Genomic DNA, 14,544 nt, shown 5'->3' with positions numbered 1-14,544 from the left:
CGTCCCCTAACGCGGGTCTTGGTGGAGGGAGGCCAGGCGGCCCTCGTGGAAGAGGTCCCGCATCGCCGAGCGGCGGATCTTGCCGCTCGTGGTCCGCAGGACGGTGCCCGGCTTCACCAGGGCGACGGTGGCGACGCTGATGCCGAACTCGCGCCCCACCGTGTGCCGGATCTCGGCGGCGAGGGCGGGCAGCCGGTCGTCCGGCACGCCGGCCACCTCGTGCGTGACGACGACGGCGGACCCGTCGTCGCCGGGGACGGTGCCCGGCCCGGCGAACACGACGCCCGTCCTCCCCAGTTCGGGGTGCTGCGCGCGCAGCTCGTGCTCGATGTCCTGGGGATAAACGTTCCTGCCGTGCACGATGATCAGGTCCTTCAGGCGTCCGTGCACATACACCTCGCCGTCGTAGAACACGCCGAGGTCACCGGTGCGCAGATAGCCGCCGTCGCCGGACGAGGTGACCGCGTCGAACACCGCCGCGCTGTCGTCCCGCTGCCAGTAGCCGGGAGAGATGCTCCGGCCGCGCAGCCAGATTTCGCCCATCCGCCCGTCCGGCAGCTCCTGCCCGGTCTCCGGGTCGACGATGCGGACGTCGTACGCGTCCTGCGGACGGCCGCAGGCGACGATCTCGCGGGAGACGCGGCCCTCGACGGCGGGCGTGAACTCGCCCCGCGCCAGCGCGTCGAGGTCCACCCGGCGGGTCGTCAGCGGGGCGTCGGCGTGCCCGGAGATGTAGACGGTGGTCTCCGCCATGCCGTAGCAGGCGGTCACCGCCTCCGGGCGGAACCCGGCGGCGGCGAACTTGTCCGAAAACGCCCTGAGGGCACGCGGGTTGATGGGCTCCGAGCCGCAGCCGGCCAGGTGCCAGCGGGACAGGTCGAGGCCCGCCAGGTCCTCGTCGCCGACCCTCCGCGTGCACAGTTCGAACGCGAAGTTGGGCGCGAAGGAGCAGCCGACACCGTAGGCGTCGATCATCCGCAGCCACCGGATCGGCCGTCTGACGAACGCGGCCGGCGCCATCAGCACGGTGCTTCCGCCCAGCAGCAGCGGCCACACGATCTGGGTGAAGAGCCCCATGTCGTGGAAGTGCGGCAGCCAGCCGCCCACGCGGCCGCCGAAGGCGAGGGCGGACGTGGCGGCGGCGGTGTTGACGAGGATGTGGTCGTGCTGGAGTACCACGCCCTTGGGATCGCCGGTCGAACCTGAGGTGTACTGCAGTACGGCCGTCGTCGAACGGTCCATCGGCAGCGGCCGCCAGTTCTCCGGGTCGCCGGCTCCGAGCAGGTCCCCGGCGACGACCGGAATCGTGGCGTCCGGCAGTTCCGCCGCCCACTCCCGGACCTCCGCGAGGTCCGTCGCCGTGGTCAGTACGGCGCCCGTACCGGCGTCGTGCGCGATGGCGGCGAGCCGCTTGCGCTGATGCCGCTGACCGCCCGGCAGCGGGGCCGGCACGGCGATCATCCCGGCGTACAGGCAGCCCACGAAGGCCGCGACGAACTCCAGCCCGCTGGGATGCAGCAGCAGCACCCGCGAGCCCGGCGGCAGATGTTCGCGCAGCCAGGCCGCGCGGATACGGGCCTCCCGGTCGAGCCGGGCGTACGACCAGCGCACCAGCCCGCCGGCGAGGTCGGAGGGATCGGCGAGGAACGCGACGGCCTCGGCGTCGGGCCGGGCCGCCACGTGCTCGCGGAACAGCGTCACCAGATCCGGGGCGTCGGTCAGGTCATGAGCCATGTGATCGTCCTTCGGCGGCGGGCGGCGAGCCGGACACTCGTACGGGGCGGACGGCGTCGGAGTCGGAGTCGGAGTCGGCGTCGACGTCGACGCCGACCAGGAGACGAGCCGGCCCCCGCAGGTTCAGGTTGCGCTTGTACGTGAGGTCGCCGGGCCGCAGCCGGGGCCGGACCAGGAGCGTCGCGAACAGTTCGAGCGCGATGGCCACTTCGAGCCGGGCCAGCCCCGCGCCGAGACAGAAGTGCGGCCCCGCCGAGAACGACAGATGGGGCGCCGCGGGCGAGCGGCCGATGTCGAACCGGCCCGGGTCGGGATACACGTCGGGGTCCCGGTTGGCGGCCCCCAGCAGGAGCAGCACCATGTCCCCCGGCCGGACCTCGGCCGTACCGATCGAGCCGGCCCGGGTCGCGACCCGGGTGGTCATCTGGACGGGAGCGTCGTAGCGCAGGACCTCCTCGACGGCGGCTTCGGCCAGCGTGGGGTCCGCGCGCAGCCGGCTCAGCTGCTCGGGGTGGCGCAGCAGGGCGAGCACCGCGTTGCCGATCAGGTTGACCGTCGTCTCGTGGCCCGCGTTCAGCAGCAGCACGCAGGTCGCCAGGATGTCGTGGTCGTCGAGCCGCTCCCCCTCCTCCTCGACCTGGAGCAGGTGCGAGACGAGATCGTCCCGGGGCGTGCCGCGGCGCTTCTCGATCAACTTCCGGAAGTACGCGACGAATCCGGCCCGCGCCCGCGCCGCCCGCGTGGTGGTCGTCGGCGCGGGCGGCGGGCCGAGCGGCGGGTCCAGCGCCTCGGAAAGGCTCGCCGACCAGTCCTGGAGCAGCTGCCGGTCCTCGAACGGGACGCCCAGCAGCTCGCAGATGACCCGCAGTGGCAGCGGATACGCGAGCCCGTCGACGACCTCAAGGGTCCCGCTCTGAGCGCCGTCCCGGATCAGGTCCGCCGTGATCCGGCGGATACGCGGCTCCAGGCCCGCCACCTTCCGGCGGGCGAACGCGCCCGCCACCAGCCGCCGGTAGCGGGTGTGCTCGGGCGGGTCGAGATGCAGGAAGTTCCGGGTGCGCGGCCCGCGCGGGGTCGGCGACAGCGTCGCCCGGTCCCGGGCCGCGCTCATCGAGGGATCGCGCAGCAGCGCCGAGACCTGCGCGTGCCGGCCCACCACCACGAGCCCGTCGAACGGCTTGTAGGGGGAACGCTCGCGCAGCTTGTCCAGGGACGGATAAGGGTCCTCCCGATTACCGGGATCGGTCAGCTCCGCGATCTCCGCGGGCAGCGCGGGACGGTCCGGCGGAACCGTCTTCGCTATTTCACCGGCGGTTCCGCTTTCACCGGCGGTTCGGCTCGTCACCAGAAATCCACCCCCGGTCGAGTCCATCTCGCGCCGACAGTACCGGTGGTTGCGAGAAGGTGAAAGCGTTCGTGAATTCACCCGCCAGTGGCCTGTTCAACCGCGGCGACGGCACGGTTGAACGGCGGAACAGGGGTGCCCCGGAAGCGTGTTGACGTCCGTACGACCCCTGGCGAGGATGCGGGCAGCCACTGAATTCCCGAATGGTTCAGCCGCCAGCATTCATCCTCCCGGGAGGACGGCCCGTGCCGATTCCAATCGACGATTCAGAAAACGGGTTCCGGGCCGGCGGTGAGGGAACGACGGCCTCCGCCGAGGCCGTTCCCCGAGATCTGACATCCGCTCAGCTGGGCATCTGGTACGCCCAGCAGGTCGCGCCGGACGACGCCGTTTTCAACGTCGCCGAGTACCTGGACATCACCGGCGGTGTGGACCTCGACCTGTTCGTGCGTGCCCTGCGCGCGGCGCTGGCCGACGTCGACGCGTACCGGCTCCGGTTCCGTCTGGTGGACGGGGCGCCGCGGCAGTACGCCGACCCGGCTGCCGACGTGCCCGTGCGGATCGTCGACCTGCGCGCCGAACCCGACCCGGGCGCGGCGGCCGACGCCTGGATGCGCGCCGAACTCGCCCTTCCCGTCGACCCGTTGGACGGCGACACCCTCTTCACCCACGCCGTGATCGCCCTCGGCGACGGCCACCTGATCTGGTACCACCGCGCGCACCACCTCATCATGGACGGGCACGGCGGCGCGCTGGTCGCCGCCCGCGTGGGCGACGCGTACGCCGCCCTGCTCGCCGGCGGCGAGTACGGCGAGCCCCCGCTCGAACCGAGCCACGTGCTCGTCGAGTCGGAACGCGCCTACCGTGCCTCGCCCGACTTCACGCGGGACCGGGAGTTCTGGCTCGACGCGCTGGCCGGTACGGGGGAGCGGACCGGGCGGAGCGGGCTGCACGCCGGGCCGGCGGCCCGCGACAGCGCCGACCTCACTCCCGGCGACTCCGACCGGTTGCGGGCCGCCGCCCGGGACCTGAAGAGCGGCTTCGCCGGCCTCGTCGTCGCCGCTGCCGCCGTCTACCAGCACCGGATCAGCGGCGCCCGTGACATCGTCCTCGGCGTCCCCGTCCTCGGCCGGACCGGCCGGCGGGAACAGCGCATCGCCGGCATGACGTCGAACGTGATGCCGATCCGGCTGGAGATCACTCCCGGCATGCCGCTCGCGGACGTCGTGCGCCGCACCTCCCGCGCCATCGGCCACGGCCTGCGCCACCAGCGCCACCGCTACGAGGAAGTGGTGCGGGAGCTGATGCCGGCCGGCGCCCCGGCCCTGTGCGACCTCAACGTCAACATCCTCGGCTACGGCTACCCGCCGCGGTTCGGCACGGCCACCGCGACCGTGCGGAACCTCACCCACGGGCCGACCGAGGACCGGCAGATCAACGTCTACGACCAGATGGCCGGCAGCGCGATCCGGATCGACGTGGACGTCAACCGCGACCGGTACGAGCCGGGGACCGCCGGCGACGTCCTGCGCGGCTTCCGGCGGGTGCTCGACTGGATGGCGACCGCGTCGCCGGACGAACCCGTCGGCCGGGTCAGGCTCCTCGACGACGGCCGTATGGTCCCGGTGGTCGACGCGCTCCCCGTGCCCGAGCTGACCGCCCCCGAACTCTTCCACGCCCGCGCCGACTTGGCGCCGGACGCGCCCGCCGTAATCGCTGACGGGGAACACCTGTCGTATGCGGAACTCGACGCGCGGGCCAACCGGCTCGCGCACTACCTGACCGGGCTCGGCGTGCGCCGCGAGTCGGTCGTCGCGGTCGTCATGAACCGGGGCGTCGACCTCGTCACCACCCTGCTGGCCGTGACGAAGGCGGGCGCCGGATACCTGCCGATCGACCCCACGCAGCCGCTGGAGCGGGTGTCCGCGATGCTCGCCGACAGCGGCGCCGTGGCGCTCCTCACCGCCGCCGACATCCTCGACGAACTGCCCGAGCAGGGCATGCTCGCCGTCGCGGTCGACGCCCCCCGGGTGCGGGCCGCGATCGACGCGCAGCCCGCGACCCGGCCGACGCGGCCACCGGCGCCGACCGGGCTGGCGTACGTCATCTTCACCTCCGGGTCGACCGGACGGCCGAAGGGCGTCGCCCTGACCCACGCCGGTGTGGCCGCCCTGGTCGCCACTCAGGCCGCCCGGCTCGGCGTCGGACCCGGCAGCCGGGTGCTCCAGTTCGCCTCGATCGGATTCGACGCGGCGACCTGGGAGTTGCTGATGGCGCTGTGCAACGGCGCCGCCCTGGTCGTCGCCCCCGCCGGCGAACTGCTCCCGGGAGCGGGCCTCGCCGAAGTGGTCTCCCGGCACGGCGTCACCCACGCCACCCTTCCCCCAGCGGTGCTCGCCGCCCTCGACCCCGCTGACCTCCCGTCCGTGCGCACCCTCGTGTCGGCGGGCGAAGCGCTCACCCCCGACCTCGTGGACCGCTGGGCGCGCGGTCGGACCCTGGTCAACGCCTACGGCCCCACCGAGACGACCATCTGCGCCACCTTTTCCGGCCCGCTGGCCCCGGGCGCCGCACCGCACATCGGCACACCCGTCGCCCGCACCCGCGTACTCGTCCTGGACGACTTCCTGGAGCAGCTGCCCGCCGGGGTGACGGGCGAGCTGTACGTCGCCGGACCGGGACTCGCCCGCGGCTACACCGGGAACCCGGCGCTGACCGCCGAGCGGTTCGTCGCCGACCCCAGCGGCGGCGGCGACCGGCTGTACCGCACGGGCGACCGGGTCCGGTGGACGCCCGACGCGGGACTCGTGTTCGTGGGCCGCGCCGACGAACAGGTGAAGATCCGCGGGTTCCGCATCGAGCCCGCCGAGGTCGAGGCGGCGCTCGCCGCCCACCCCGATGTTTCCGGGGCCGTCGCCGTGGCCCGGCAGACCGATGCCGGCGACACGCAACTGGTGGCGTACGTGACCGGTTCCGGCGCCGGCGGCGATCTGCCCGGCCGGCTGCGCGAGTTCCTGACCGGCCGGCTGCCCGCGCCCATGGTGCCCGCCGCGATCGCCGTACTGCCCGAATTCCCGCTCACGCACAGCGGGAAGGTCGACCGGCGGGCCCTGCCCGCACCTGAGCGCAGCGCGGGCACCGGACGGGCGGCGACACCCGAGGAGGAGATCCTCTGCGGGATCTTCGCCGAGGCACTGGGCGCCGACGCGATCGGACCCGACGACGGCTTCTTCGAGTTCGGCGGCCACTCCCTGCTGGCCACCCGGGTGGTCTCCCGCGTCCGCGCCGCCCTCGGCGTCGGCCTGGAGATGCGGGACCTCTTCCTCAACCCGACGCCCGCGGGGCTCGCCGCACATCTGTCCCGCGCTGACGCCGGCTCCGCACCCGCGCGGCCCGCGCTCGTACCGAGGGCCCGCCCGCCACGCGTGCCGCCGTCCTTCGCGCAACGCCGGCTGCTGTTCCTGGAACAGCTCGACGGCCGCGGCACCACCTACAACGCCCCCATCGTCCTGCGCCTCACCGGGCTACTGGACCGCGCGGCGCTGGCCGCCGCGTACCGGGACGTACTCGAACGGCACGAAGCGCTGCGCACGGTGTTCCCCGTCGCGGACGGACTGCCGTACCAGCATGTCGTCGCCGTCGACGACATGCGCTCCGAGCCGCAGCTGGAAATGCTCGGACCCGGGGAACTGGCCGACGCCGTGGCGCGGGCCGCCGGGTACGCCTTCGACCTCGCGTCGGAACCGCCCGCGCGGGCCTGGCTGTTCGCGCTCGGCGCCGACGAGCACGTCCTCGTCGTGGTGGTCCACCACATCACCGGGGACGGCTGGTCGATGGGCCCGCTCTCCCGCGACCTGTCCACGGCCTACACGGCCCGCGAACAGGGACGCGCGCCGCAGTGGCAGCCGCTGCCCGTGCAGTACGCCGACTACACGCTCTGGCAGCGCGACATCCTCGGCGACGGCGACGGCGACGGCGACGGTGACGGCGACGCCTCGACCGGCCTGATGTCCACTCAGGTCGCCTACTGGCGGGACGCCCTGGCCGGCATACCCGACGAACTCGCCCTGCCCTTCGACCGGCCGCGCCCCGCCGTCGCCGGCCACCGAGGCCACGACGTCCCGCTCGACGCGCCGGCCGAACTGCACGAGCGGCTTGTGCGGCTGGCCCGCGCCGAGGGCGTGACCGTGTTCATGGTCCTCCAGGCCGCGCTCGCAGTGCTGCTGTCCCGGCTGGGAGCCGGCACGGACATCCCGATCGGCTCGGCGGTCGCGGGCCGCACCGACGAGGCGCTGGACGACCTCGTCGGCTGCTTCGTCAACACCGTGGTGATCCGCACGGACCTGACCGGCGATCCCGAGTTCACCGAGGTGCTGAGCCGGGTCAGGGACGTCACGCTGGGCGCCTTCGCCCACCAGGACGTGCCGTTCGACCGGCTGGTGGAGGAGATCGCCCCGGCGCGCTCCGCCGCCCGCAACCCGCTCTTCCAGACCGTCCTGACCATGCAGAACACCGCCGACGTGGCGCTGGAGCTGCCCGGGCTCGACATCACGCCGGTGCCGGGCGCGCGGCCGGGCGTGAAGTTCGACCTCGACGTCATGGTCACCGAGAAGTTCGACGCGCACGCGCGGCCCGCAGGTCTGACCGGCTCGGTGACCGCCGCGGCCGACCTGTTCGACGCCGCTTCCGCGCGCGGCCTCACCGAACGCTGGCTGCGGGTGCTGTGGGCGGTGACCGGGTCGCCGCGGCTGCGGCTGAGCGCGGTCGACCTCCTCGACGCCGACGAGCGCACCCGGGTCCTGACCAAGTGGAACGACACCGCGGCACCCGCACCGGCCGCCACCGTGGCGGATCTCTTCCTGGCCCAGGCGGCCCGCACACCCGACGCCGTGGCCGTGAGCCACGACGGCACCACGCTGTCCTACGCCCAACTGCGGGCACGCGCCGAGACGATGGCGCGGCACCTGGCCGGCGCCGGCATCGGACCGGAGTCGGTGGTCGCGCTCTGCCTGCCGCCCGGCCCGGACATGATCGCCGCCATCCTGGGCGTCTGGCGCGCCGGCGCCGCCTACCTGCCGCTCGACGCCGGGCAGCCCGTCGAGCGGACCGCGTTCATGCTGGCCGACAGCCGGGCCGTCCTGCTCGTCGCCGCCGACGAGACCGTGGACGACCTCCCGGCGGGACAGGTACGCATCGTCTCCGCCGACGAACTCAGCGAACCAGCAGCGGCGGCGGGGCCGTACCCCGCGGCGCACCCGCACCAACTGGCTTACGTCATCTACACCTCGGGCTCCACCGGCACCCCCAAGGGCGTGGCCGTCACACACGGTTCCCTGGCGAACTACGTGACCTCGGCACACGAGCGGCTGGGCCACGGCGGCGAAGGCACCCGGTACGCGCTGCTTCAGCCGCAGGTCACCGACCTGGGCAACACCATGCTGTTCTGCTCGCTGACCACCGGCGGCGAACTGCACATCCTCGACCCCGACGCCGTACTCGACCCGGCCGCGGTCGCCGACCACCTCACCCGCCACCGCATCGACCACCTGAAGGCCGTCCCCTCGCACCTGGCGGCGCTCGCCGCGCAGACCGGGCCCGAAGGCGTACTGCCCGCCCGTTCGCTGGTGCTCGGCGGCGAGGCCGCGTCCGCCGCCCTGCTCCGCGAACTGCTCGCGGCGGCCGGGGACCGCGAGATCCACAACCACTACGGGCCCACCGAGACCACCGTCGGAGCCACCACCACCCGGCTCACCGCACGCGACGCCGACGACGGCCGCGTCCCGATCGGCACGCCCCTCGCCGGCGTCCGCGCCTACGTCCTCGACGCCTGGCTGCAGCCGGTGCCCGTGGGAGTGCCCGGCGAGCTGTACCTCGCGGGCGCAGGGCTGGCCCGGGGCTACGCGAACCGGCCGGGCCTGACCGGCGAGCGGTTCGTGGCCTGCCCGTTCGGCTCGGGCGAGCGCATGTACCGCACCGGCGACCGGGCCCGGTGGGGTGCCGACGGGCGGCTGGAGTTCGCGGGCCGCACGGACCACCAGGTCAAGATCCGCGGCCACCGCATCGAGCCGGGCGAGATCGAGACCGTACTCGCCGCACACCCCGAGGTGGCCGGCGCCGCCGTCGTCGCCCGCGAGGACACGCCCGGACAGCCCCGCCTCGTCGCCTACGTCGCCCCGGCCGGCCAGGCCGACGCGGACGGCCTCGACGTACGGCTACGGGACCACGTGGCACGCCGGCTGCCCGAGCACATGGTGCCGGCCGCGGTCGTCGTCCTCGGCGAGCTGCCGCTGACGCCGAGCGGGAAACTCGACCGGGCCGCCCTGCCCGAGCCGGAACGCGCCACGAACGGCGGCGCGGGCCGCGGCCCCGAGACCGTGCGGGAGGAAATCCTGTGCGCGGCGTTCGCGCGGGTGCTCGGACTCGACACGGTCGGCCCCGAGGAGGACTTCTTCGCCCTCGGCGGGAACTCGCTGGTGGCGGTGGCCCTGGTGGAGGACCTGCGCACGCGCGGTCTCCCGGTGTCCGTGCGGGCGCTGTTCCTCACCCCGACGGCCGCCGGACTCGCCGCCGTCGCGGGACCACGGCAGGCGGACGTACCGGCCAACCGGATACCCGACGGCGCGACCGGGATCACCCCCGCCATGCTGCCGCTCGCCGAACTCGACGAGGACGACATCGCCCGGATCGTGGCCCACGTCGACGGCGGCGCCGCGAACGTGGCCGACGTGTACCCCCTCGCGCCTCTCCAGGAGGGCATGCTCTTCCACCACCTGGCGCGCGCCGAGGGCGACACCGACGTCTACATGCGGTCCGTGGTGCTGGAGTTCGACTCGCCGCAGCGGCTCGACGCGTTCCTCGCGGCGCTCCAGCAGGTGGTGGACCGGCATGACATCTACCGCACGGCGATCGTCTCCGAAGGGCTGCGCGAACCGGTGCAGGTGGTGTGGCGCCGCGCCGAGGTCCCCGTCCAGTACGTCGAACGCGACCCCGTCCGGGACCCGGCCGGGCAGCTCCTCGACGCCGGCGGCACCTGGCTCGCACTCGACCGTGCGCCGCTGCTGAGCGTGCACGTCCTCACCGAGCCCGGCGACGGGCCCCGCACCGCGCTGCTGCGCGTCCACCACATGACGGGCGACCACACGACCGTCGGGCTGCTCCTCGGGGAGATCCGAGCGTTCCTCACCGGCCAGGGGCAGCGGCTGCCCGCGCCACTGCCGTACCGCGACTTCGTCGCGCAGGCCCGGCTCGGCACGCCCGCCGAGGAACACGAGCGCTACTTCGCGGGACTGCTCGGCGATGTCACCGAACCCACCGCCGTGTTCGGCCTGCTGGACGTGCGCGGCGACGGCGCCACCGCGGCGCGCGCCGGCCGGCCGGTCGACGGCCAGGTGGCCGGGCGGGTGCGCGAGGCCGCCAGAACGCTGGGCGTCAGCCCCGCCACGCTCTTCCACCTGGCCTGGGCACGGGTGCTCGCCGCCGTGTCGGGCCGCGACGACGTCGTCTTCGGCACCGTGCTCACCGGCCGTATGACCGCGGGCGCGGGCGCGGACCGGACACCGGGACTGTTCCTCAACACCCTGCCCCTGCGGGTCCGCATCGACGGCGGCGCCGTGACCGGGGCGCTGGACGCGCTGCGCCGGGGCCTCGCCGAACTGCTGGAGCACGAGCACGCCCCGCTGGCCCTGGCCCAGAAGGCGAGCGCCGTGCCGGGCGGTGGCCCGCTGTTCACCTCGATCCTCAACTACCAGCACGGCCGCACCATCACCGAGACCGGCACCGGCCTCGAAGGCATCACCGTGAGCTACGCCCAGGAACGCACCAACTACCCCGTCACGCTGATCATCCGCGACGTCGGAACCGGCTTCGCCGTGACCGTCGACGCGGTGGCACCGGCCGACCCCGACCGCATCCTGACGCTGCTGCACACCTGCCTGGACAACCTGGTCACGGCGCTGGGCGACGCCCCGCACAGGCCGTTCACCGCGGTCGGCGTGCTCGACCCGGCCGAACGCCACCGGCTCGCCCACGAGTGGAACCGGACCGCCGCGCCGACGCCGGAACCGACGGTGCCGCAACTCATCGCCGCCCAGGCGGCACGCACCCCCGACGCCACGGCCGTGGTCTGCGGCGGCGCCGAGATCCGCCAGCGCGAGCTTCAGGCTCGCGCCCACCGCCTGGCGCACCATCTGCGCGGCCTCGGCGTCGGACCGGAGAGCGTCGTGGCGCTGTGTCTGCCTCGCGGCATCGACGCGGTCGCCGCGATCCTCGGCGTGTGGCACGCCGGGGCGGCCTATCTGCCGCTCGACCCGGCCCACCCCGCCGCCCTGCTCGGCCACATGCTCACCGACAGCCGGGCCGTCGCCCTCATCGGCACCACCGACGTACTGGACGACATGCCGACGACGGGCCCCCTGCACACCCTCGCCCTCGACGACCCGGCCGTCGCGGCGGCCATCGACGCCCAGCCGGACACGCCACCGGAGGCCGGCACGGACCCCGGCAACCTGGCGTACGTCATCTACACCTCCGGTTCCACCGGGCGGCCGAAGGGCGTCGCCGTCACGCACGCGGCACTCGCGAACTACGTGGCCCACGTGCCGCCCCGGCTCGGCTTCGGCGAACCTGGCGCACGGTACGCGCTGCTGCAACCCGTGACCACGGACCTCGGCAACACGGTCCTGTTCGCCGCCCTCGCCACCGGCGGCGAACTACACGTGCTGGACGCGGCCGACGTGACCGATCCGCTCGCCGTCACCGGCTACCTGGCAAGACACCGCATCGACCACGTGAAGATGGTCCCCTCCCACCTGGCCGCACTGGGCTCCTCCGGCGACCTGCGGTGGCTGCTCCCACACAGGACGCTCGTGCTGGGCGGCGAGGCCGCTACCCCCGACTGGCTCGGGCAACTCCTCGAAGCGGCCGGCGACCAGCCGGTGTTCAACCACTACGGCCCGACGGAAACCACCATCGGCGTCGTCACCGGCCGCCTGGACGCCGCGTCCGTCACCGGCGACGCGGTCCCCATCGGCACCCCGGTGGGCAACACGGCGATGTACGTACTCGACGACGCGCTGCAACCCGTGCCCGTCGGCGCGCCCGGCGAACTGTACGCGGCCGGCGCGCAGTTGGCGCGCGGCTACCTGGGCCGCCCCGGCCTGACGGCACAGCGGTTCGTGGCCGGCCCGTTCGGCGACGGCGCACGGATGTACCGCACCGGGGACCGCGCACGCTGGAACACCGAGGGGGTCCTCGAATACCTCGGCCGGGCCGACGACCAGGTCAAGATCCGCGGGTTCCGGGTGGAGCCCGGCGAAGTGCGGGCCGTGTTCCTGTCGCACCCGGCCGTCGACCGGGTCGCCGTGATTGTCCGCGAGGACGTCCCGGGCGACAGACGCCTCACCGCGTACGTCGTCCCGGCCGACCGCGACGCCGGAACCGACCGCGACGCGCTCGCCGAGGCGGTACGGCGGCTCGCCCGGGATGAACTGCCGCCGCACATGGTGCCCGCCGCGGTCGTCGTCCTCGACACCCTGCCGCTGACCGCCAACGGGAAACTGGACCGCGCCGCCCTGCCCGCGCCCGACCGCGCGGCCGCCGCCGGCGCGGGACCTCGGCCGGCCAACGCCCGTGAAGAGGCGCTGTGTTCGGCGTTCGCGGAAATCCTCGGGTTGCCGGCGGTCGGCGTGCGGGACGACTTCTTCCTCCTCGGCGGGCACTCGCTCCTCGCGACCAGGCTGGTCAGCCGGGTCCGGGTGCTGCTCGGCGAGGAACTGCCCATCCAGGAGCTGTTCGACAAGCCCACACCCGCCGCGCTCGCGGCGTGGCTCGCGGACCGCGAGGGCGACGACCGGCAGACCAGGCCCAGGCTGCGGCCGATGCGCGCCTGAACGCGGCAGGCCCCGCAGGGCACATGGCCTGCGGGGCGCCTTGAGCCGCCTGCGGAGCAGAGTCTCCAGCTCGCTGAGGGTGCGGGCGGCCAGGTTGGCCAGGCTCCGCTTGATGTGCGCCCACAGGCTCTCCACCGGGTTGAGGTCGGGCGCGTACCCGGGCAGCAGGACCACTGTCAGCCAGTCCCGCTCGGCAACAAGTGCCTTCATCGTCTTGGAGATGTGGGTGCTCAGCCGGTCCCACACCACGATCGGCGGGGCCTTCAGCAGTTGGTGGGCGCCATCCAGCAGGTGGATGTAGTCCTTCTCGCCCAGTGAGCGACGCTCGCCCGATCTGTACGCTGCGGCCCATCCGGTGCAGCAGCCGGGTGACCCCGGAGACGCTGTAGGAGATGTGGAACTTCCGCCCGATCAGCGTGCGCACCCGGGCGGCGGTCCACACCTGGTCGTCCGCCACGCCCTCCTCGAAGAGGTCAACGGCCCGAGTCCGGACCTCTTCCCGGCGCCTGCGCTGCTCGGCGGTCAGCCCGCCCCCCGTCCGGATACCGCATGCCTCCGGCGTACCAGCTCGGACGGACCACGTCACCGGTCCCGACACAGATCCGAACCCTGAAAGGCCGAAGTCAGTCAGTGTCCGACAGGGCCACCAGTACCCGCCGCGTCCCTTCGAACGGCCGCCGGCCGTGCGCGAGCAGGACGTTGTCGATGAGCAGTACGTCGCCGTCGCGCCAGTCGACGTCCACGGCGTGCTCCAGCCCACGGCCGAGGATCTGCGTGATGTACGCGTCCGGGATCGGCGTGCCGTCGGCGAACGTCACGTACTGCGGGAACTCGTCCGGCGTGAGGATGTCGTACAGCTCCGCCGACGCCTCGTCGCCGAGCCCCGCCGGATGCCACTGGTCCGCCTGGTTGAACCAGACCTCGGCACCGGTCACCGGGTGCTTCACCGTGGCGGGACGGAGCTGGACGACGCGCAGGCCGTCCTCGTTCCACTCCCACTCGGCCCGCGACTCCCGCAGAAACGCCTCGACCGCCCGGCGGTCGTCCGTCTCGAAGGTGTCCTGCCAGCTCTTCCCGAATCCGAGCCCGTCGTGCAGGTTCTGGACATAACGAATGCCGCCCGCGAACGCGTCCCGGACCTCCGCGTCCAGCGAGCCCAGCCACAGCTCACCGTCCAGCACCGGGGTCGCACCGCCCCGCTCCGCCGCCTTCTCGCAGTAGAACGCGAGCCGGGTGGGCCAGCGGTGGGCGTAACTCAGCTCGTTGTGCATGGAGATCGTGTACTGCTGCGGATACTCGGTCGACGTGTAGAGGTTGCCGCCGACCTTGGTGCGCGGAGAGTTGCCGTGCACATACGGCAGGCGGTCCGGCACCAGCCGGGCGAACACCGCGTCCACGGCGTCCGGCGTGACACCGAAACCCCTGAAGACGAGCGCCTTGTGCTCCACGAGCAGCTCGGTCAGCCGCCCCGCGCCCAACTCGTCCAGCAGAACGCCGAGTTCCGGCGCACCGGCTTCGTCACTGGTGATCTCGTACGGCTGCCAGGTGTCGTCCAACACGTCCCTCCCCAACCCGCGG

4 protein-coding genes and 2 pseudogenes are annotated in these 14,544 nt (G+C 73.5%); 1 reads left to right on the top strand and 5 read right to left on the bottom strand.

Annotation, left to right across the window (positions count from 1 at the left end; all coding sequences use genetic code 11):
* Positions 1 to 6 precede the first annotated feature (6 nt).
* Positions 7 to 1,734: a fatty acyl-AMP ligase gene (locus tag Q4V64_RS04930; protein ID WP_124437466.1), complete on the bottom strand. Its 1,728-nt coding sequence runs from the start codon at positions 1,732 to 1,734 to the stop codon at positions 7 to 9.
* The gene (locus Q4V64_RS04925) at positions 1,724 to 3,079 is read right to left on the bottom strand and encodes a cytochrome P450 (protein ID WP_253266725.1); all 1,356 of its coding nucleotides are present in this window, start codon (positions 3,077 to 3,079) and stop codon (positions 1,724 to 1,726) included. Before Q4V64_RS04925 ends, Q4V64_RS04930 begins: the two co-directional genes overlap by 11 nt.
* Before the next feature lie 245 nt (positions 3,080 to 3,324).
* Between Q4V64_RS04925 and Q4V64_RS04920 the strand changes: the two genes are divergently transcribed.
* Positions 3,325 to 12,966: a non-ribosomal peptide synthetase gene (locus Q4V64_RS04920; protein ID WP_172628992.1), complete on the top strand. Its 9,642-nt coding sequence runs from the start codon at positions 3,325 to 3,327 to the stop codon at positions 12,964 to 12,966.
* Positions 12,967 to 13,092: 126 nt separating this feature from the next.
* Here the strand turns inward: Q4V64_RS04920 and Q4V64_RS54745 are convergent.
* The 3 genes and pseudogenes from Q4V64_RS54745 to Q4V64_RS04910 all read right to left on the bottom strand — a co-directional run.
* Positions 13,093 to 13,212 (bottom strand): annotated as a pseudogene (locus Q4V64_RS54745) (transposase); the annotation flags it as partial.
* A 133-nt stretch (positions 13,213 to 13,345) separates the two neighbouring features.
* Positions 13,346 to 13,390 (bottom strand): annotated as a pseudogene (locus tag Q4V64_RS54740) (hypothetical protein); the annotation flags it as partial.
* A gap of 199 nt (positions 13,391 to 13,589) precedes the next feature.
* Complete coding sequence (locus Q4V64_RS04910; protein ID WP_253266724.1) at positions 13,590 to 14,522, bottom strand: TauD/TfdA family dioxygenase; 933 nt, start codon at positions 14,520 to 14,522, stop codon at positions 13,590 to 13,592.
* Between the last annotated feature and the right edge of the window lie 22 nt (positions 14,523 to 14,544).

Origin of the sequence: Streptomyces sp. NL15-2K (assembly GCF_030551255.1) — a bacterium.
GTDB lineage: Bacteria > Actinomycetota > Actinomycetes > Streptomycetales > Streptomycetaceae > Streptomyces.
The sequence above is the reverse complement of the archived record's forward strand: the minus strand, read 5'-3'. Positions and strand labels throughout refer to the sequence as shown.